This window comes from Nonomuraea sp. NPDC050536 (assembly GCF_044457685.1).
Classification (GTDB): domain Bacteria; phylum Actinomycetota; class Actinomycetes; order Streptosporangiales; family Streptosporangiaceae; genus Nonomuraea.
This window is the reverse complement of record NZ_JBITHD010000019.1, coordinates 76,633-94,485: the sequence shown is the minus strand read 5'-3', so window position 1 is coordinate 94,485 and position 17,853 is coordinate 76,633. Positions and strand designations below refer to the sequence as shown.

17 protein-coding genes and 1 pseudogene are annotated in these 17,853 nt (G+C 69.7%); 8 read left to right on the top strand and 10 right to left on the bottom strand.

What is annotated here, in order from left to right; all coding sequences use genetic code 11:
* Positions 1-61 precede the first annotated feature (61 nt).
* Together ACIBHX_RS39705 and ACIBHX_RS39700 are read right to left on the bottom strand one after the other, a co-directional pair.
* Positions 62-448 carry a tautomerase family protein gene (locus ACIBHX_RS39705; RefSeq protein ID WP_397072623.1) on the bottom strand — a complete coding sequence of 129 codons (387 nt, stop codon included), beginning with the start codon at positions 446-448 and terminating at the stop codon, positions 62-64.
* A 58-nt stretch (positions 449-506) separates the two neighbouring features.
* A pseudogene (locus tag ACIBHX_RS39700) lies at positions 507-1,460 on the bottom strand (zinc-binding alcohol dehydrogenase family protein).
* Between the two features lie 79 nt (positions 1,461-1,539).
* On the opposite strand from ACIBHX_RS39700, the gene ACIBHX_RS39695 reads away from it, so the two are divergent.
* On the top strand, positions 1,540-2,079 hold the full coding sequence (locus ACIBHX_RS39695; protein ID WP_397072622.1) for a CGNR zinc finger domain-containing protein: 540 nt from the start codon (positions 1,540-1,542) through the stop codon (positions 2,077-2,079).
* A 40-nt stretch (positions 2,080-2,119) separates the two neighbouring features.
* Here ACIBHX_RS39695 and ACIBHX_RS39690 read toward each other — a convergent pair whose 3' ends face one another.
* Complete coding sequence (locus ACIBHX_RS39690) at positions 2,120-2,740, bottom strand: TetR/AcrR family transcriptional regulator (protein WP_397072621.1); 621 nt, start codon at positions 2,738-2,740, stop codon at positions 2,120-2,122.
* 81 nt (positions 2,741-2,821) lie between these two features.
* On the opposite strand from ACIBHX_RS39690, the gene ACIBHX_RS39685 reads away from it, so the two are divergent.
* Positions 2,822-5,002 carry a prolyl oligopeptidase family serine peptidase gene (locus tag ACIBHX_RS39685; RefSeq protein WP_397072620.1) on the top strand — a complete coding sequence of 727 codons (2,181 nt, stop codon included), beginning with the start codon at positions 2,822-2,824 and terminating at the stop codon, positions 5,000-5,002.
* Positions 5,003-5,010: 8 nt separating this feature from the next.
* The gene (locus tag ACIBHX_RS39680) at positions 5,011-6,246 is read left to right on the top strand and encodes a serine hydrolase (protein WP_397072619.1); all 1,236 of its coding nucleotides are present in this window, start codon (positions 5,011-5,013) and stop codon (positions 6,244-6,246) included.
* 13 nt (positions 6,247-6,259) lie between these two features.
* On the opposite strand, the gene ACIBHX_RS39675 is transcribed toward ACIBHX_RS39680, so the two are convergent.
* Genes ACIBHX_RS39675 through ACIBHX_RS39660 form a run of 4 tightly spaced genes read right to left on the bottom strand, consistent with a single transcriptional unit; the run spans position 6,260 to position 9,913 of the window.
* Complete coding sequence (locus ACIBHX_RS39675) at positions 6,260-7,393, bottom strand: NAD(P)/FAD-dependent oxidoreductase (protein ID WP_397072618.1); 1,134 nt, start codon at positions 7,391-7,393, stop codon at positions 6,260-6,262.
* Positions 7,394-7,416: 23 nt separating this feature from the next.
* Positions 7,417-8,181 (bottom strand): amino acid ABC transporter ATP-binding protein, encoded by a 765-nt coding sequence (locus tag ACIBHX_RS39670; protein ID WP_397072617.1) that lies wholly within the window; start codon positions 8,179-8,181, stop codon positions 7,417-7,419.
* Entirely contained in the window at positions 8,178-9,023 is an 846-nt protein-coding gene (locus ACIBHX_RS39665; protein WP_397072616.1) for an amino acid ABC transporter permease, read from the bottom strand. Before ACIBHX_RS39665 ends, ACIBHX_RS39670 begins: the two co-directional genes overlap by 4 nt.
* Before the next feature lie 2 nt (positions 9,024-9,025).
* Positions 9,026-9,913 carry an ABC transporter substrate-binding protein gene (locus ACIBHX_RS39660; protein ID WP_397072615.1) on the bottom strand — a complete coding sequence of 296 codons (888 nt, stop codon included), beginning with the start codon at positions 9,911-9,913 and terminating at the stop codon, positions 9,026-9,028.
* 230 nt (positions 9,914-10,143) lie between these two features.
* Here ACIBHX_RS39660 and ACIBHX_RS39655 point away from each other — a divergent pair, with 230 nt between their 5' ends.
* Positions 10,144-11,070, top strand: a complete 927-nt coding sequence (locus tag ACIBHX_RS39655) for a LysR family transcriptional regulator (protein WP_397072614.1) — start codon at positions 10,144-10,146, stop codon at positions 11,068-11,070.
* Between the two features lie 82 nt (positions 11,071-11,152).
* Positions 11,153-12,346, top strand: a complete 1,194-nt coding sequence (locus ACIBHX_RS39650; RefSeq protein ID WP_397072613.1) for an MFS transporter — start codon at positions 11,153-11,155, stop codon at positions 12,344-12,346.
* 27 nt (positions 12,347-12,373) lie between these two features.
* Here the strand turns inward: ACIBHX_RS39650 and ACIBHX_RS39645 are convergent, their stop codons facing one another.
* The 3 genes from ACIBHX_RS39645 to ACIBHX_RS39635 are packed head-to-tail and all read right to left on the bottom strand — an operon-like array spanning position 12,374 to position 14,003.
* Positions 12,374-12,826, bottom strand: coding sequence for a MarR family winged helix-turn-helix transcriptional regulator (locus tag ACIBHX_RS39645; RefSeq protein ID WP_397072612.1), 453 nt, complete (start codon positions 12,824-12,826; stop codon positions 12,374-12,376).
* Between the two features lie 16 nt (positions 12,827-12,842).
* On the bottom strand, positions 12,843-13,229 hold the full coding sequence (locus ACIBHX_RS39640) for a hypothetical protein (RefSeq protein WP_397072611.1): 387 nt from the start codon (positions 13,227-13,229) through the stop codon (positions 12,843-12,845).
* A 21-nt stretch (positions 13,230-13,250) separates the two neighbouring features.
* A complete protein-coding gene (locus tag ACIBHX_RS39635; protein ID WP_397072610.1) occupies positions 13,251-14,003 on the bottom strand; it encodes a phytanoyl-CoA dioxygenase family protein in 753 nt (250 codons plus the stop codon).
* Between the two features lie 97 nt (positions 14,004-14,100).
* On the opposite strand from ACIBHX_RS39635, the gene ACIBHX_RS39630 reads away from it, so the two are divergent.
* The 3 genes from ACIBHX_RS39630 to ACIBHX_RS39620 all read left to right on the top strand — a co-directional run bounded on the left by ACIBHX_RS39630 (position 14,101) and on the right by ACIBHX_RS39620 (position 17,846).
* A complete protein-coding gene (locus tag ACIBHX_RS39630) occupies positions 14,101-14,955 on the top strand; it encodes an AraC family transcriptional regulator (protein ID WP_397072609.1) in 855 nt (284 codons plus the stop codon).
* A gap of 45 nt (positions 14,956-15,000) precedes the next feature.
* On the top strand, positions 15,001-16,251 hold the full coding sequence (locus tag ACIBHX_RS39625; protein ID WP_397072608.1) for an ABC transporter substrate-binding protein: 1,251 nt from the start codon (positions 15,001-15,003) through the stop codon (positions 16,249-16,251).
* A gap of 254 nt (positions 16,252-16,505) precedes the next feature.
* Positions 16,506-17,846, top strand: coding sequence for an ABC transporter substrate-binding protein (locus ACIBHX_RS39620; RefSeq protein WP_397072607.1), 1,341 nt, complete (start codon positions 16,506-16,508; stop codon positions 17,844-17,846).
* Positions 17,847-17,853 lie beyond the last annotated feature (7 nt).

Sequence of the window (17,853 nt, the reverse complement as noted above, 5' to 3'; positions counted from 1 at the left end):
ACGAACGGCGTCCGCCTATCCGGACAGCCCTCCCGGAGAAATTCTCCGGGCACACGCTCCTCTACAGGGCGTACTGGGCGACGCCGTCACCGAAGGACCAGTCGAGAGGCTCGTTCTCGGTGATGGTGACGAAGACGTTGCGGGGTTCGGTGCCCGCGTACTCGTGGGCCAGGTCGGCGATCCTCCGGTAGAGGGCCTGCTTCTGGGCCGCCGTGCGGCCGGAGCGCATGGTGATGGCGAAGAAGACGAGGTCGTCGTCGCGGTGGATGCCCAGATAGCCGTCGTCGTAGCGGATGAGGCGGCGGCCGTCGTCGTGGCCGTTGAGCACCTGGAACAGATCGTCCGGCGGGATGCCGATGGCCTCGACCAGGGCGTCGTGCACGGCTCGGCCGAGGGCCTCCAACCGCTTCTCGTCTGCGCGGAGGGCGTCGATGCGAACGAAGGGCATGGGTTCCGTCCTTTCAGATCAGCGGTCACCGTACATACTAGTAGGTACAGAACGCAAGCTAGTCCATGGTGAGGACGAGCTTGCCCCGGGTGGTGCGCTGCTCCAGCCGGCGGTGGGCCTCGGCGGCCTGCTCCAGGGGGAAGCGGGCCTCGATCGGCACCCGTTAGGCGCCGGAGGCGATGCGGGTGGCGATCTCCTGGAGGTCCTCGCGCGGCTCGTAGCCGTGGTCCATCAGGTTGGTGAGCTGGAAGCCGCGGATCGTGGCGTTCTTGGGATAGAAGTCGCGCGTGTTGACCAGGCTCGGCTCGAGGGCGACGTTGGCCAGGGCCACGACGCGCCCGCCGTAGGCGACCTGGCGCAGGCTCTGGGCGAACACGGGCCCGCCGACCGTGTCGAGCACGACGTCGGCGCCGCGGCCGTCCGTCAGCCGGGCGACCTCCTCTTCGCCGGACGCGGGAAGCGCGCCGAACGCGGCGGCCCAGGCGGCCTTCTCCGGAGTGCCGGCCACGGCGATGACACGGGCGCCCGCCTCCGCGGCGACCTGCACGGCCGCGGTCCCGACCCCGCTGGCGGCGGCGTGGACCACCACGGTCTCGTCCTTGGCGACCCCGGCCAGGCGGTGCAGGCAGTACCAGGCGGTGATCCAGACTGACGGGACCGCCGCGGCCACCGTCAGGTCGGCATCGCCGGGCAGGACCGCCAGGTCGTGCGCGGGGATGGTGGCGAGTTCGGCGTACATGCCATGGCCCAGGCCCATCACCCGCTGTCCCGGATGTACGTCGGTCACGCCTTCGCCGACCGACACCACGGTTCCCGCACCGTCCAGGCCGGGGATCAGGGGCGGCCGTCCGGCCCGGTGATAGGCGCCCGACCTGATGAGGACGTCCGCCCGGTTCACGCTCGCCGCGGCCAGCCGTACCAGCACCTGGCCCGGCCCCGCCACCGGATCCGGCGCCTGTCCCGGCACCAGGACCTCAGGTCCGCCGAACTTCTCGATCCGCACCACGCGCATGCCCGCTCCTGTCACTGGTTGAAGAGGTTACATAGTGCGACACCTGTTGAGCCGGTGTCAACGGGGTATGATCTCGGGCATGTTCCCCTTCATCGGCGGGCGGCCGTGCCTGAACTTCGTCGCCACGCTGGGCATGCGGCACGCCGTTCCCGTCGAACGGCTGGCCGATACGCAGGCGCTGCGGCAGTGGATCAGCCAGGCCTACGGGCCGGCCGAGCCGTACGAGATCTCCGCGGCGGACCTGACGGAGGCCCGCACCCTGCGCGAGGCGCTGCACCGCGTCCTGACCGCCGCCATGCGCGGGCAGCGGCCGGACCTGGGCGATGTCGAGACGGTCAACGCGGCCGCCCGGCTGCCCGACGTGACGCCCCAGCTGGGAGAGGGGGACGTGCGCTGGCAGGGCGGGGGCGTGCGGGCCGTCCTGTCGGCCGTCGCGCGCGACGGGATCCTGCTGGTCGGCGGGTCCCTGCTGGACCGGGTCAAGAAGTGCGAGAACCCGGACTGCTCGCTGCTGTTCCTCGACGACTCCCAGGCCCGGCGCCGCCGCTGGTGCTCCATGGACCGCTGCGGCAACCAGGCCAAGGTGGCCGGCTACCGGGCCCGCCAGGCCTCCAGCTAGAGGAGCACGCAGAAGCGGCGGTCGAGGCACCCCCGGCTAGCTAGCGGGCGGCGCGGAGGATGAGGTCGACGCCGAACTCGAAGGCCTGCTGCTGGGTGAACTCCGGGAGGTCGTCGCCGAAGGAGCGCATGATCGGGTAGCGGTCGGCGGGCAGGTCGCGCAGGGACGAGCGGACCTTGCTCCAGTGGTCGGAGTCCGCGTCCCAGGCGCTGCGTTCCTGGTACAGCGCGACGCTGCCCACGGTGAACCTGACCAGGCTCGCCGCCACGCCCACCGCGGTCCTGCGGTCCAGCCCGGTGCCCAGCAGCAGCATGTAGATCACCTCGCTCAGCCGAAGGTCGGCCTCGCCGCCCGAGCCCGCCTTGATCAGCGCCTTGTGCTCGGTCAGCAGCCGGAAGTAGTCGGTCATGATCCGCCTGACGCCGTCGAGCCCGGCGTCGGGCGAGTCAGGCAGCTCCAGGCTCGCGAGCAGGTGGTCGTAGAGCGCGGCGAGGATCTCGTCCTTGCCGCGGAAGTAGGTGTAGAGCGCCATCGGCCGCACCCCGAGATCCTGGGCCAGCCGCCGGACGGTCACCGCCTCGAGCCCCTCGTCGTCCATCAGCCGGATCGCCCGCTCCACGATCAACCGGTGACTGAGGCTTCCCCGCGGCGCTCTGGGCATGTCCGGTTCTCCAATCCACGCGCCGCATCTTCGTGATCGGCGACCATGCGTCACGCATACTGTACATGTACGTTTCATGGCATGACCGATATGAGCGACAGGTACCGCACCGCCGAACTGCTGCTCGGCCACAACAGGGACACGCTCGTCCGCGGCGGGAAGGTCAGGCCGGTCTGGGACCAGGGCCGGTTCTGGTACCGCTCCGGCGGGCGCTTCCACCTCGTCGACCCGGCCGCGCGCACGAAGGTCCCGGCCTTCGACCACGATCGGCTGGCCGCGGCCCTCGGCGGCCTGCCAACGTCGATCTCCCTCGTGGACGGCGCGGTGGACCTCGACGCCGACGGCAAGCGCCGGCGCTGCGAGCTCGACACCTACACCCTCACCGAGCTCCCCCCGCGCGGCCCGCTCGACGTGGTCTCGCCCGACGGCCGCTACGCCGCCTTCCGCAAGGGGCACGACCTGTGGCTGCGCGAGCTGGAGACGGGCCTCGAACACCCGCTCACCACCGACGGCACCGAGGAGCGTGGCTACGGCGTCAACCCCGACTCCGCCGCGATGCGGACGCTGGCCCGCCGGCTCGGCCTGCCGTACCTGCCGCCCGTGATGCTGTGGTCGCCGGACTCGCGCAGGCTGGTCACCCACCGGCTCGACCAGCGCGGCGTGCTGCCCATGCACCTGATCGAGAGCGCGCCTGCCGGCGGCGGGCGGCCGGTGCTGCACACCTACCGCTACCCGCTGCCCGGCGACGAGGTCCTGCCGCGCGGCGAGCTGGTCGTCTTCGACGTGGCGACGCGCACCGCGGTGCGGGCCAAGGCCGAGCCGATCCTGATCCCGTACCTGTCGCCGATCTCGCTCGGCCGGCTGTGGTGGGACGGCGCCGTCCACTACCTGGAGCAGTCGCGCGACCTGCGCACGCTGCGCCTGCGCCGTCTGGACCCGGACACCGGCGAGGTGCGCACGCTGGTCGTGGAGAGCGGGACGACCAGGGTCGAGGCCACTCAGCAGTTCGCGCACCGCCCGATCGTGAAGGTGATCCCCGAGGGCGTGCTGTGGTACTCGCAGCGCGACGGCTGGGGCCACCTCTACCTGTACGGCGAGCGGCTCGTGCGGCTGACCGCGGGGGAGTGGTCGGTGACCGACCTGCTCCACGCCGACGCGTCAGGCGTCTACTTCACGGCCGCCGGCCTGGTGCCCCACGACCCCTACCTGCGGCAGGTGTGCCGGGTGGCGCTGGACGGCACCGGCTTCACCCGCATCACCGACGACGACCTGGACCATGCGGTGAGCGTCGCCGACGACGGCTCCTGCTTCGTCGACTCCGCCTCGGCGGTCGGCGTCCCGCCGGTGGTCACCGTACGCGGCTGGGACGGCGAGGTGCTGGTAGAGCTGGAACGCGCCGACATCGCCGGCCTGCTCGAGACGGGCTGGCGGCCGCCCGAGCGCGTGCGGGTCAAGGCCGCCGACGGCAAGACCGACCTGTACGGCGTGCTGTACCTCCCGCACGACTTCGACCCGGCCGCCTCCTACCCGGTCATCGACCACCCCTACCCGGGACCCCAGATGAACCGGGTCCAGCCCACCTTCGACCCCGGCATGTACGGCTACGACGCCGAGGCCGTGGCCGCGCTCGGCTTCGCCGTACTCGCCCTGGACGGGCGCGGCACCCCGGGCAGGAGCAAGGACTTCCACGACGCCTCCTACGGCGCGCTGGAATCCGCCGGCCACCTCGAGGACCACGTGGCGGCCCTGCGCCAGCTGGCCGCCACCAGACCGTGGCTGGACCTGGAACGCGTCGGCGTCTTCGGCCGTTCGGGCGGCGGCTTCGCCACCGTCAGGGCCATGCTCGACCACCCGGACGTCTTCAAGGTCGGCGTCGCCGAATGCGGCAACCACGACCAGCGGCTCTACCACGCGCTGTGGGGCGAGAGCTACCAGGGCCCCTACGACGCCGAGGCCTACGCCCGCGCCGCCAACCCCGAGTTCGCCGACCGGCTGCGCGGCAGGCTGCTGCTCGTCCACGGCGAGCTGGACGACAACGTCACGCCTCACCTGACGATGCGGCTGGTCGAGCGGCTGATCGCCACCGACAGGGACTTCGACCTGCTGATCGTGCCCGGGGCCGAGCACGCCTTCATCGGCTTCGAGCACTACGTGATCCGGCGGCGCTGGGACTACCTGGTCCGCCACCTGCTGGGCGTCACGCCGCCCGCCGGATATCGGCTCGCGCCGATCCCCTTCGACCCTTCGACCCTGTTCGGTTAGGAGACCTCATGGACCACATGATCGAGGAGATCGCGGCGTCGCTGGGCGTCGTCGGCGCCCAGGTCGCCGTCGCCGGCGGCGAATCCGTGCGCTCCTACGCGACCGGGCTGGCCAACGCCGAACTCGGCACCCCGGTGACCGGCGACACGCTCTTCCAGATCGGCTCCACGACCAAGGTGTACACGGCCGCGCTGGTCATGCTGCTGGCCGAGAAGGGGCTGGTGGACCTCGACGCGCCCGTTCTCGGCGCGGTCACTCCCCGGCAGCTCCTGTCGATGACCAGCGGACTGGACAACGGTCCCTACGTCGACGTGCCGACCGTGGCCGACTACGTCGAGCTGCTGTCCGACATACCGCCCATCCACCAGCCGGGCGCCGGATTCGGCTACACCAACGCCTCGACCGTCGTCTCCGGCCTGCTGGTCGAGCGGCTCACCGGACAGAGCTGGGACGAAGCCCTGCGCGACCTGCTGCTCGTCCCCGCCGGGCTCACCCACACCGCCAGCGTGGCCGACGAGCTGCTCTACCACCGGGTGGCGGTCGGCCACGCCGGCGGCGAGCTGGTCCGGCCGTTCTTCTTCTCCCGCGGCCTCGGGCCGGCCGGATCCACGCTCTGCGCGAGCGCCACCGACCTGGTCGCCTTCGCCCGCCTGTTCCTGCGCGCCGGCGGGGGAGTCCTGTCGCCCGACACGGTCGAGCAGATGCAGACGCCGCAGGTGGACGTGCCCACGCGCTGCTTCGCCGACCACTGGTGCCTGGGCCCCTACCTGAAGATCTGGGACGGCGTGCGCGTCTACGGCCACAGCGGCACGACGCCCAGCGGGTCCTCGACGCTGCTGTGGCTCCCCGAACACGACCTGGCCGTGGCGACGGTGGTCAACGTGGCCGACCGCGGCTACCCCTTCGCCGACGCGGTGATCCGGGAGGTGATGCGGTCAGAGCTCGGCATCGCCAAGCCGCCGCTGCCCACCCCCGATCCCGCCACGCCCTTCGCACCCGAGCGCTACGTCGGCACCTACGCCACCCACGACTCACGCTACGAGGTGACCTGCGCCGACGGGCGGCTGCACGTCCGGCTCTCCTCCTCGGGGACGGACCTGCTCCCCCTGGGCGATCACCGATTCCTGCCCGCCGACGACGGCTTCACCGGCAACCACATGTGGGACCTGGCCTTCGTCATGGGTGCGGACGGCCGCGCCGTACGCCTGCTCAACGGCGCCTTCGCCGCCCGCCGTACCGCGTGATGGTCCGGCTCGGCTAGCGGGTGGTCATGAGGGTCAGGCTCTCGTCACGTACCGAGGCCGGGATGGGGCGGGTCACGCGGTATTCGGTGAGTTCCTGGCTCCTGCCCTCGGTGATCTCCCGGGCGGCGAGGCGGCCGAGTTCGGGGGCCAGGTTGACGCCGCTGTGGGTGACGAGGTGGTACAGGCCGGGGGCGGCGGGGTGAGCGCCCACCAGCGGCAGGCCGTCCGCCGGCACAGGCCGGACACCGAGGCGGGCGCCCGCCAGCCGGGCGGTGCGCAGCGCGGGAAGGACGCGCTGGCCGCCGGCGTGCAACCGGTCCGCCAGGGCGTCGTCGCTCTGACCTGACAGCAGCGCGTCGACGGGCCAGGAGATGGAGCAGATCCGGTCTCCGGGGGCGGGACGCAGGTCCACCTCGGGCGTGGCCAGGATGGCGCCGAGCCGGAGACCGGGGATGGGCGTGCTCTCGCCCACCAGACCGGGGATCCGGGTCATGGGGAGGCCGGTCCCGGCGAGGGCGGCGACACGGTCGGCGTCCGGCCCCGTACAGTTGATCACCCAGTCGGCCTCCCAGCGCCGGGTGCCGGTCTCGACGCCGGCGACGGTGTCGCCGCGGCGGATCAGAGCGTTCGCGCGCAGGCCGTACCTGATGTCGGCGCCGAGCGTGGCGGCACGGTCGAGCAGGCGCTGGACGAAGAGCGGCGCGTCGTACCAGGCGCTCTGGTCGTGGATCACGATGTCGCCGGCCGTGCACGCGGCGGGGTCGACGGCGGGGGCGAGTTCGCGCAGTTCGGACGGGTCGGCGATGCGGCAGGGATGTCCCCAGGATTTGAGGCGGACGGCGCGTTCCCTGAGCCCCTGCTGGCTTTCGTCGCTGTCGCCCCACTGGATGGCGGGCATCGGGTGCCGCCAGGACGGGCCGCCGAGCTCCTCGGCCAGCGTGGCGTGCAGCGCCGCGCTGCCACGGTTCAGCTCGTAGTAGGAGCGCGGGGTCTTCAGGTGGGTGACGTCCATGGCGAAGGTCGCGCTGGAGGTGCCTGCGGCAGGGCCGCCGGCTTCGATGACGACGACCTGAACCCCGGCGGTGGCCAGGTGGTAGGCGACGGAGGCACCGAGGACTCCGGCGCCGAGAACGATGACGCGGGACACGTGGAGATCTTTCGTTCGGAGGATCAGAGAACCTTGCTGAGGAACGTCCGGGTGCGCTCGTGCCGGGGCTCGCCGAGGACGGCGGCGGGTGGCCCGGATTCGACGACGGCCCCGCCGTCCATGAAGGCGACGGTGTCGCACACCTCGCGGGCGAATCCCATCTCGTGGGTGACGATGATCATCGTCATGCCGTCCACCCGCACCAGGTCGCGCATGACGTCCAGGACCTCGCCGACGAGCTCGGGGTCGAGGGCGGAGGTCGGCTCGTCGAAGAGCATGAGATCGGGCCGCATCGCCAGCGCGCGGGCGATGGCGACGCGCTGCTGCTGGCCGCCGGACAGCTGGTCGGGGCGGCTGCCGGCCTTGTCGGCCAGTCCGACTCTGGCCAGCAGGTCGTGGGCGCGCTCGCGCACCTCGGCCTTCGGCTCCTTCTTGACCAGGATCGGCGCCATCATGATGTTCTCGAGCGCGGTCATGTGCGGGAAGAGGTTGAAGCGCTGGAAGACCATCCCGATCTCGCCCCGCTGCGCGGCGATCGCCGTGTCCGGCAGTTCGTGGATCTTCCCCTCGCGCTCCTCGTAGCCGACCAGGCGGTCGCGGAAGTAGAGACGACCGCCGTCGATGCGTTCCAGGTGGTTGACGCAGCGCAGGAAGGTGGACTTGCCGGACCCCGACGGGCCTATCAGGGCCAGGACCTCGCCCTGCGTGACCTCAAGGTCGACGCCTTTCAGCACGTCGAGCGTCCCGTAGCGCTTGTGCACGCCCTCCGCGCGGATGACGGTCTTCATCTGCTGAACCTGCGTTCGATGTAGTGCTGCCCGGCGTTCAGTACGGTCGTGGCCACCAGGTACCAGAAGCACGCCACCGTGAGCAGCGGGACCTGCTGGAAGTTCCTGGAGTAGATGCCCTGGACCGAGGTGAGCAGCTCCGGCACGGCGATGGCGAACACCAGGGAGGTGGTCTTGAGCATCGAGACCACCTGGTTGCCCGTCGGCGGGATGATGACCCGCATGGCCTGCGGGAGGATGATCTTGCGCAGGGTCTGGAAGCGGGTCAGGCCCAGGGCCTGGGCCGCCTCCGTCTGGCCGGGGTCGACCGAGGCGATCCCCGCGCGCACGATCTCGCCCATGTAGGCCGCCTCGTGCAGCCCGAGGCCGAGTATCGCCGCGGTGAGCTGGGTGATGATCTGGTTGGTGTCGAACTCCAGGAACGTTGGCCCCCAGGGCACACCGAGCCCGATCTTCGGCACCACCGCCGACAGGAAGTACCAGAACAGCAGTTGCACCAGCAACGGCGTGCCGCGGAAGATCCAGATGTAGAACGCGCTCAGCCCGGCAAGCAGCGGGTTGGGCGACATGCGCAGGACCGCCAGTACGGCGCCGCCGGCGATACCGACGATCATGGCGAGCACCGTGAGCATCAGCGTGGTGGCCAGCCCACGCAGGACCGAGGCCGAGAAGAGGTACTCGAGCACCACATCCCACTGCATGCGCGGGTTGGCCAGCCAGCCCTGGAGCAGGAAGATCGCCAGGAAGCCGAGGACTCCCGCGCCCACCCACCGCCCTGGCCGGCGAAGCGGTACCGCCTGGATCTCCGTCCGCGAATCCTGGCGCGTGGTCTGCTGCGTCATGGTCAAGACTCGCCGCCGTTGATCACGGCCTTGTCGAGAGAGCCCGACGACATCTGCCACTTGGTCAGGATCTTGGCGTAGGAGCCGTTGTCCATCAGCTTCTGCAGCGCCTGCCGCACGGCGCCGGCCAGAGCCTGGTCCTCCTTGTTGACCAGGATTCCGTACGGCAGGAAGCGGTAGGGCTGACCCACCTGCTTCATCCGCCCGCCGGACTGGGCGGCCTGGTAGGTGATGGTGGGGGTGCCGCCGATGAAGGCGTTGGCCCGGCCGGTGGAGACGGCCTGCAGGCAGCCGACCGTGTCGGGGAACACCAGCACCTGGACCGCCGGCTTGCCCGCCGCCGTGCACTTCTTGTTCTGCTGCTCGGCGTCGTCGGCCTGGGCGGTGCCCTGCTCGACGGCCGTGGTCCTGCCGCAGAGATCCTCCAGCGACCGGATCGTCTGCGCGTCCTTGTCCTGGACCAGGAGGGAGCTGCTGGTCTTGAAGTAGTCGACGAACGTGACCTTCTCGCGGCGTTCTGGCTTGTCGAGCATCGCCTGGATGGCCAGGTCGTAGCGGCGTGCCTGGACGCCGGCGATGAGGCTGTCGAAGCTGGCCTGGCTGTAGGTCACCTCGACGCCGAGCACCTGGCCGATGGCCGTCATCAGCTCGGGCTCGAGCCCGACGACCGTCTTGTTGTCCGTGTCGAGGAAGACCAGGGGCGGATAGTTGTGGCCCGCCGCGATGTTCAGCGTGCCGCTCTTCTTGATCTTGTCGGGCAGGAGGTCGTGCAGCTCCTGGCTCTTCTGCTGTGCCGGGGCGGCCGCCTGGGACGGGCCGCCTCCCGAACAGGCTGTCACGGACAGGAGTCCCGCCAGGCCGAATGCGGCGGCTGCTTGGGTGAACCGCATCGCGCAGGACACCCCCTCTCGGGTTTAGTGCTGGTTCCTTAAGGACCAATAATGGGGGTCCGTTCCGATACGGCAAGGTGGGCGAGCACGCGCGTTCGCGCACATGCTGTTCAGTTCTCCTTATCCTTATCCTTGATCTTCACCAGTTGGAAGGCATGTGCGGCCCGCTTCGCCGTTCCGCGGCGATCGCACTGTGGTGATGCAAACCGCCGGACTGTTAAGTTGGGTCGATGCTCACTCCGATCCAGCTGAGGGCCATCCGCGAGGTGGTCGCCACCGGCTCGCTCAGGACCGCGGCCAAGCGCCTCGGATTCACCCCCTCGGCCATCTCGCAGCAGATCTCCTCGCTGGAGCGGAGCCTGGGCGTCCAGCTGTTCGAGCGCATGCCGCGCAGCATCCGGCCCACCGCGGCCGGGGCCGAGCTGGCCCGCAAGGCCGCCAGGCTGCTGGCCGATCTCGAGGCGGCGGAGGAGGAGATGCGCTCGTTCGCCAGCGCGCACCGTGGCAGGCTGCGGCTCGGCAGCTTCTGGTCCGCCGGGTTCCGGCTGGTGCCCGCCGTACTGGCCGAGTTCCTGCGCGACCGCCCGAACGTGGACATTCGCTATGAGGAGGGGGATCCGCACAGGACCATTCCTGCCGTGAACGAGGGGCGGCTCGATCTGGCTGTGGTCTTCGAGTACGGCATGGTGCCGCACAACTGGCCCAACGACCTGACCATGACGTTGATCATGGAGGAGCCGCTCTACGTGCTCGTCCCGACCGGTCATCGGCTGGCCGCCAGGAAGCGCATCCAGTTCGGCGAGCTGTCCGCCGAGCGGTGGATCTCCTACACCGAGGGGATGGACGCCTCGCTCAACCTGTCGCACATCTGCGCGGCCAGCGGCTTCGACCCTGACGTGCTGTTCCGCACCAACGACTACAACCTGCCCTTCGAACTCGTGCGCAAGGGGCTCGGCGTGGCGATCGTGCCGGAACTCGCGATGATCGAGTCGCACGACGTGTGCGTGTTCCGGCTCGGCAACCCCTCCCATGTCCGCAGGGTCTTCACCGTGTGCCGCGCCGCCGACCCGAACCCCCTGCTCGGCCACGCGACCACCATGCTCGCCAGCGCCGCCGAATCCCTCCGCCGCCCCACGGACGTCCCCACCGCCGTCTGAGCCTCGGCTGTCCCGGAAATGGCAACGGAAGTTGTCGAGGGGAAGAGAGGAAGCCCAGCATGGCGCGCCGGAGGTGATCGCCATGATCGAGGCGACAAGAAGCACCAGGTTGCCGCTGGGGGTGTACCTGATCGCGTTCAGCCTGTTCGCGATGGGGAGTGCGGAGTTCCTGCTCGCCGGAGTGCTGCCGGCGATAGCGGACGACCTGGCGATCTCGCTGTCCTCCGCGGGAGCGCTGATCTCGGCGTTCGCTGTGGGGGTCATGGTCGGCGGGCCGCCGCTGGCCGTGCTGACCTTGCGCTGGCCGCGGCGGGCCACGCTGGTGGGGACCCAGGTGGTGTTCGCCGCCTGCGTGGCGCTCGGGCTGCTGGTCGACAACTATGCGATCTTGCTGGTGACCCGGTTCGTGTGCGGGCTGGCGTATGCGGGTTACTGGGCGGTGGCCGCGGTCACCGCGATCGGGCTCGTCACGCCCGACCGCACCGCGCGCGCCTCGGGGGTGGTGGTCAGCGGGCTGAGCCTGGCGATGATCGCCGGTGGCCCGGCGGGGGCGTTGTTCAGCTATTTCACGGGATGGCGGGGTGGATTCTGGGGCGTGGTCGCGCTCACCCTGCTCGGAGCGATCCTGATCGCGACCGCGCTCCCGGTGACCCGTGCACAGGGAGAGCTCAGCGTGCGGAACGAGCTGCGGACCATGAGGCGGCCGCGCCTGTGGGTCGTCTACGCGGTCACGATCCTGAGCACCGCCGCTTACATGATCGTGTTCAACTACCTCGCGGCGTTCCTGACCGGTATCACCGGCATTGCTGGCGTGTGGGTGCCCGCGATCCTCACGCTGTTCGGGGTGGGCGCGTTCGCCGGGCTCTCGATCGGGGGTCGGATCGCCGACAGGTGGCCCACGCGCGCGCTCCTGACCGGGGCGGCCGGGATCGCGGTCAGCGCGGCGCTGCTCGGGATCTTCGCCGGGCACGCGGTGGCCGTCGTCCCGGGAGTCCTGCTGCTGGGGATCGCCGGATTCATCCTGAACCCGGCCATCTACGGGCGGGTGTTCACCATCGCGAAGGACGCGCCGACCCTGGCCGGGGCCGGCACCGTCTCCGCCTTCCAGCTCGGCATCAGCCTCGTCCCCGGGCTGGCCGGGATCGCCCTCAACGCCGGCGCCGGGGTCACCTCGGTCACGTGGATCGGCGCCTGCCTGGCCGTGGCGACCGTACTGGTCGTCGCTCTTGACCGCGGACCCACTGCCCGTTCCACTTCACCCGCGTCTGACGGGTAGAGGGCGGGTCACCGTACCCGCCCTCTCCTATGCGCCCGAGCGGATCCTGGCGGCGTGGTCCGTGATGACCTGGCGGAAGCGGGCGACGAGGTCCACGAGCGCGCGCAGCTCCTGCTCGCTCGAGGAGGCGTAGAGCTCGGTGGTCGCCTCGTAGAAGTCGTCGAACAAGCCGAAGGCCTGACGCGCCCCGGCGGGGGAGGCATGCATCAGCACCCGCCGCCGGTCCTTCGGGTCGATCTCCCTGCGGGCGTAGCCGCCCGCTTCGAGCCTGGTGGCCATGGCGCTGATCGCCGCGGTCGTCAGGCCGAGCGCGGCGGCGAGCTGCCCGGGGCTCATCGGCCCGTTGCGCACCAGGAGGTTGAGACAGATCAGGTCGGTCTGGTTGATACCCAGCCGCGCGGCCGCCGCACTGCCGATGAGGTCGATGGCGCTGCTCAGATCGAGCAGTTCGTTGGTGAGCGACCGCGCGAGGTTGTCCATGATTTCGGCCAGGCTATCACCGGCCGCGCAGGTACCGGGTGAGCACGATCAGCAGCGGCACCTGCAGCGCGCCGTACAGGACATGGAAGGCGTAGTGGTAGAGCGTCTGCTCCGGCTCGAACGGCAGGAACGGCAGCGGCAGCACGCTGATGATCCCGCCGCCGACCAGCTGCAGCCATCCCCAGCCGAGCAGCACCCAGGACATGACCCGCCTGAAGCGCCACCACAGCGGCACGGCCACCAGATAGCCGACGGTCGGGACGGCGGTCTCGGGGCTGAGCAGGGTCTGGCCCGGCAGGTCCGCGAAGTTGTGGATCACCAGCCCGAGCCAGGACAGCGCGATCGCGACCAGCGTCACGGCTCGCGCCTCATCGGCGACGTTGGAGAAGACTTTGAGATTCACTCAAGCCATTTAATTATCAAATCATTTGACAGTCAATCCCTTGAAAGACATGTGCTCACCTTCCCGGTAGACGGGGAAGGGCTGGTAGACGTTCACCCCCGGATCGCCGCGCAGCAGGAGCGCCGAGACGAACGGCTGCTGCTCGCTGGTGATCCGGGTAGAGGTCGGGATGTAGCGGATGGTCAGCCCGCAGCGGCGCCTGGGCGAGGTGTTGGCGCTGGAGCTGTGCAGGATGTTCGGATGGTGGACCTCGACGTCGCCGGGCGCCAGCACCAGGTCCACGGCCTGTGACTCGTCGACCGTGACCGCGCTCTCCGAACCGAGCACGTTGTCGATGTCGTCGCGCTGCCGCAGCTCGTGCAGATCCTGCCTGTGCGAGCCCGGGACCACCCGCAGGCAGCCGTTCTCCGGGGTGGCCTCGTCGACGGCCAGCCAGAGCGTGACCACGCGCATCGGGTCCAGCGGCCAGAACGCGCCGTCCTGGTGCCACAGGACCGGCTTGCCGGAGAAGGGCGGCTTGCTGATGTAGTGCGAGGCGAACAGCGCGATGTCCGGGCCGACGAACAGCTCGGCCAGGTCGAGCAGCCGCTCGTCGCTGACCAGCCGCACCCAGAACGGGTCGTCGGCGACGAGCTCGGTGGCCAGGTCCTCGCCGAGGCGGTCGGGGTACTTGGCCTGCAGCCACTCGACATGGGCGCTCGCCTCGGCGATCAGGTGCCGGTCGATGACGTTGCGGAAGATCAAGTAGCCGTCACGGTCGTAGTCGGCGTTCACCATGTGCTCCTCTGCGGATCGGTGTCGATCCGGATTCTTCGGCCTTACGGCCGGGAGTTACTAGAACTCGCCGCTCCATAAGTATTAATTTCCTGATATGTCGACCGTGCTGCGGTGGGTGGAGTTCGCGGCCGGCCTGCCGTACCACGCGGCCTTGGTGCCGGTGAGCGGCAGTCGCCGCGACCGGCCCGAGCCGCACAGCCACGCCGACTTCCACGAGCTGGTCTTCGTCACCACGGGGGCGGGCGCCCAGCGGGTGGGCGAGAGCGAGCAGCCGCTGCGCGCGGGCGACGTGGTGCTGGTCAGGCCGCACGACCGCCACGAGTTCTCGGCCACGGCCGAGGGGATGCGCTTCATCAACATCGCCTTCCCGAGCGAGCGCTGGCGGGTCTTCGCCGACCTCGTCGGGCTGCCCGAGTGGGACCGGCGCGACCTGCCGCTCTCCGTGCGCACCGACCCCGGCGGGCAGGTCGGCGCGGAGTTCGCCAGGGCGCTGGGCGCCGGCCTGCCGCGGATGCTGGACCTGGTCAGGCTCTGGTCGGCGGTCGTCCCGCTGCTGGAGGGGGCCGACGGCAGTGCGGTGGACCAGCGGCCGGGCTGGCTGGTGTCGGCCCGCGTCGCGATGAGCCGCGAGGAGAACCTGCGCGAGGGGCTGCCCCGCCTGCTGGCGCTGGCCGCGGTCAGCCCCGGGCACCTGGCCCGCTCGATGCGCAGGCACTACGGCTGCAGCCCCATCACCTTCGTCGTCGAGCGGCGGCTCGAGCACGCCGCCCTGCTGCTGACCACGACGACCGAGGGGATCGGGCAGATCGCCCAGCGCTGCGGCTTCTCCGGCCAGTCGTACTTCGCCCGCCTGTTCAAGGACAGGTACGGCATGACGCCCCGCGACCACCGGGAAGCCGCGCGGCGAGCCGTGGTTCCCTCGGCTATGGACACCCGAGACATCAAGTGATTAGATCACTCACCATCGGGCCCCCAACCGAACAGGAGGCCGCGCGTGATCCGGTCACTCGCCGCCATCGTCGCCTGCCTAGTCCTCGCCGGATGCTCCTCCGCCGGCACCGCCCCGAAACAAGCCGGCAAGACGGAGCTGAAGCTCTACAACGACAAGGGCGCCTGGAGTAAGTACTTCGAGCAGATGGGCACCCTGTCCAAGCAGCAGATCGGCCTGAACATGAAGCCGGTCGGCTACACCGACGAGCCGACCTACCAGGCCTTCATCAAGGCCTCGTTCCGCACGAACGTCAAGCCTGACCTGTTCACCTGGACCACGGGCGGCCAGCTCCAGGAGATCGTCAAACAGAAGCAGGTGGCCGACACCTCCGCCGTCTGGCAGGAGGCCATCAAGGCGGGCGACCTCTCGCCGGATCTCCAGCCGTACTACACGATCGACGGCAAGCAGTACTGCGTGCCGCTGAACGTCGCCTACTGGGGCATGTTCTACAACAAGAAGGTCTTCGACAAGTACGGCCTGCAGCCCCCGGCCACGTGGGACGACCTGGTCAAGATCGCCGACACGCTGAAGAAGAACAAGGTCACGCCCTTCTACCACACCAGCGTGCTGTTCTCCTTCGTCTGGTTCGAGCAGCTGATGGCCGGCACCGATCCGGATCTGTACGACAAGCTGTCCACCGGCAAGGCCAAGTACACCGACCCGGGCGTGGTCGCGGTCATGCAGAAGTGGAAGCAGCTCATCGACGCCGGCTACTTCGTCAACCCCGGCGACAAGACCGACCCGGCCGACCTGCTCAAGAGCGGCAAGACCGCGATGGTCTCCTCGGGCACCTGGTTCAACACCAGCATGACCCAGCGCGACCTCAAGGCGGGCACGGACTACGGCTTCTTCGTCATCCCCAACGTCAACCCCGCACTGCCGAAGCCCTCGATCATCTTCGAGAGCGGCCCGCTCTGCTCGCTGGCCAAGGCCCCCGACCCCGAGGCGAGCGCGAAGTACCTGAAGTGGTGGACCACCGCCCCGGCTCAGGAGAAGTGGTCAAGCAGCCGCGGTGACGTGAGCGCCAACCCCAAGGTCGAGATCAAGGACGAGGCGCTCGGTCAGGTCACCAAGGACGCGGGCGGCGGCAAGTACCGCCTGGTCAACCGCTACTTCGAGGCCACGCCGCCGCCGGTGCTGACGGCAGCCCTCGACGGCTTCGGCAGGTTCGTCGGCGAGCCGGACAGCCTCCAGCAGGTGCTGGAGACGATCCAGAAGGCCGCGGACGACTACTGGAGCACCCACTCCTCGTAGCCCTTGATCAGCGGCGGAAAGGCGCGTGGCCTGCGGGCTCGCGCCTTTTCTGCTGTACCGATCCGAACGGGTTCGCACATGAACTCTCCCGATAGATGTGGAGTTTTGTGGGATTGGTGCTATTTCAGCGCGCTGTCGGCAGCCTGTCAATGACTGCCTGAAAGTTTTCGTTCAATGCTTGCAAGTCGGCGAATCGGCGAGGTAACGTCTCGGCGCGTCAGGCCACCATCTCTGCACCCCCCGGGAGACCGACCATGGCCAACCTCGACCGTCGACGCTTTCTCCAGCTCAGTGCCCTGGCCGCGGGAGGCGCCGCACTCTCCGCGTGCGGCGGCGGGGGAGGCGCCGCGCCCGCCAAGGTGGGGCCGACCGGCACCGCGGCCAAGGGGAGCATCACCGTCTGGAGCTGGCAGGGGCCGGCCGCGATGATGAAGGAGCTGGTCCCCGACTTCCAGAAGCAGTACCCAGGCATCACCGTCGACGTCCAGGACATCGGCAACCCCGCCATCTGGGACAAGATCACCGCAGGGATGGCCGCGGGCGGCCAGGGCCTGGGCGACGTGCTGCACATCGGCGTCGACTACCTGCCCGCCTACATCGAGAAGTTCCCCGGCGGGCTGGCCGACCTGGTGCCCCTCGGCGCCGACCGGCACAAGGGCGAGTTCGCCCTGGGCATGTGGGAGACCGTCAGCCGCGACGGCAAGGTCTACGCGCTGCCCTGGGAGGCCAACTCGGCCGGCTTCTACTACCGCGCCGACCTGTTCGACAAGGCCGGGATCGACGTCGAGGCGCTGCAGACCTGGGACCAGCTGATCGAGGCCGGGACCGAACTCAAGAAGACCGGCGTCCAGCTGCTCGGTGTCGACAAGGCCGCCACCCAGGCCGACTCCGCGGGCCTCTTCCAGATGCTGCTCCAGCTGCAGGACAGCTTCTACTTCGACATCCAGGGCAACATCACGCTCGACACGCCGCAGGCGGTCACCGCCCTCACGATCATCAAGAAGCTGAACGACGCCGGCCTGGTCGCCGACCTGGGCGGCGGCTGGAACACGATGATCAGCGCGATGAAGAAGGGCTCCGTGGCCGTCCAGCCGATGCCCACCTGGTTCGGCGGCATCATCGAGGAGACCGTCCCCGCCGAGAAGGGCAAGTGGAAGGTACGGCTGCCGCCGGCCGTGACCCAGGGCGGCAAGGTCTCGGCGACGGTCAACTCCACCCACCTGGCCGTGGCGGGGACCAGCAAGTACCGGGAGGCCGCCTACGCCTTCGCCGAGTTCGTGCTCACCCGGCCCGAGAACCAGGTCAAGATCTACAAGGGGAAGGGCATCGCGCCCGCCCTCATGTCCGCCTACGACGACCCGATCTTCCACGAGTCGTCGGCCTTCTTCAGCGGGCAGAAGAAGGGCGAGATCTTCCTCAACGCCCTCAAGCAGCCCTCCTACGTGACCAACTACTCCGCCGACTACCCGCGCGCGCTCAAGGTCGTCGACGACGCCCAGAGCAAGGTCCTGCTCAAGGGCGCCGACCCGGCCGCCGCACTCAAGGAGGCCGCCGACCTGCTGGCCCAGCAGACGGGCCGGAAGGTCCAGCGATGACCTGCGC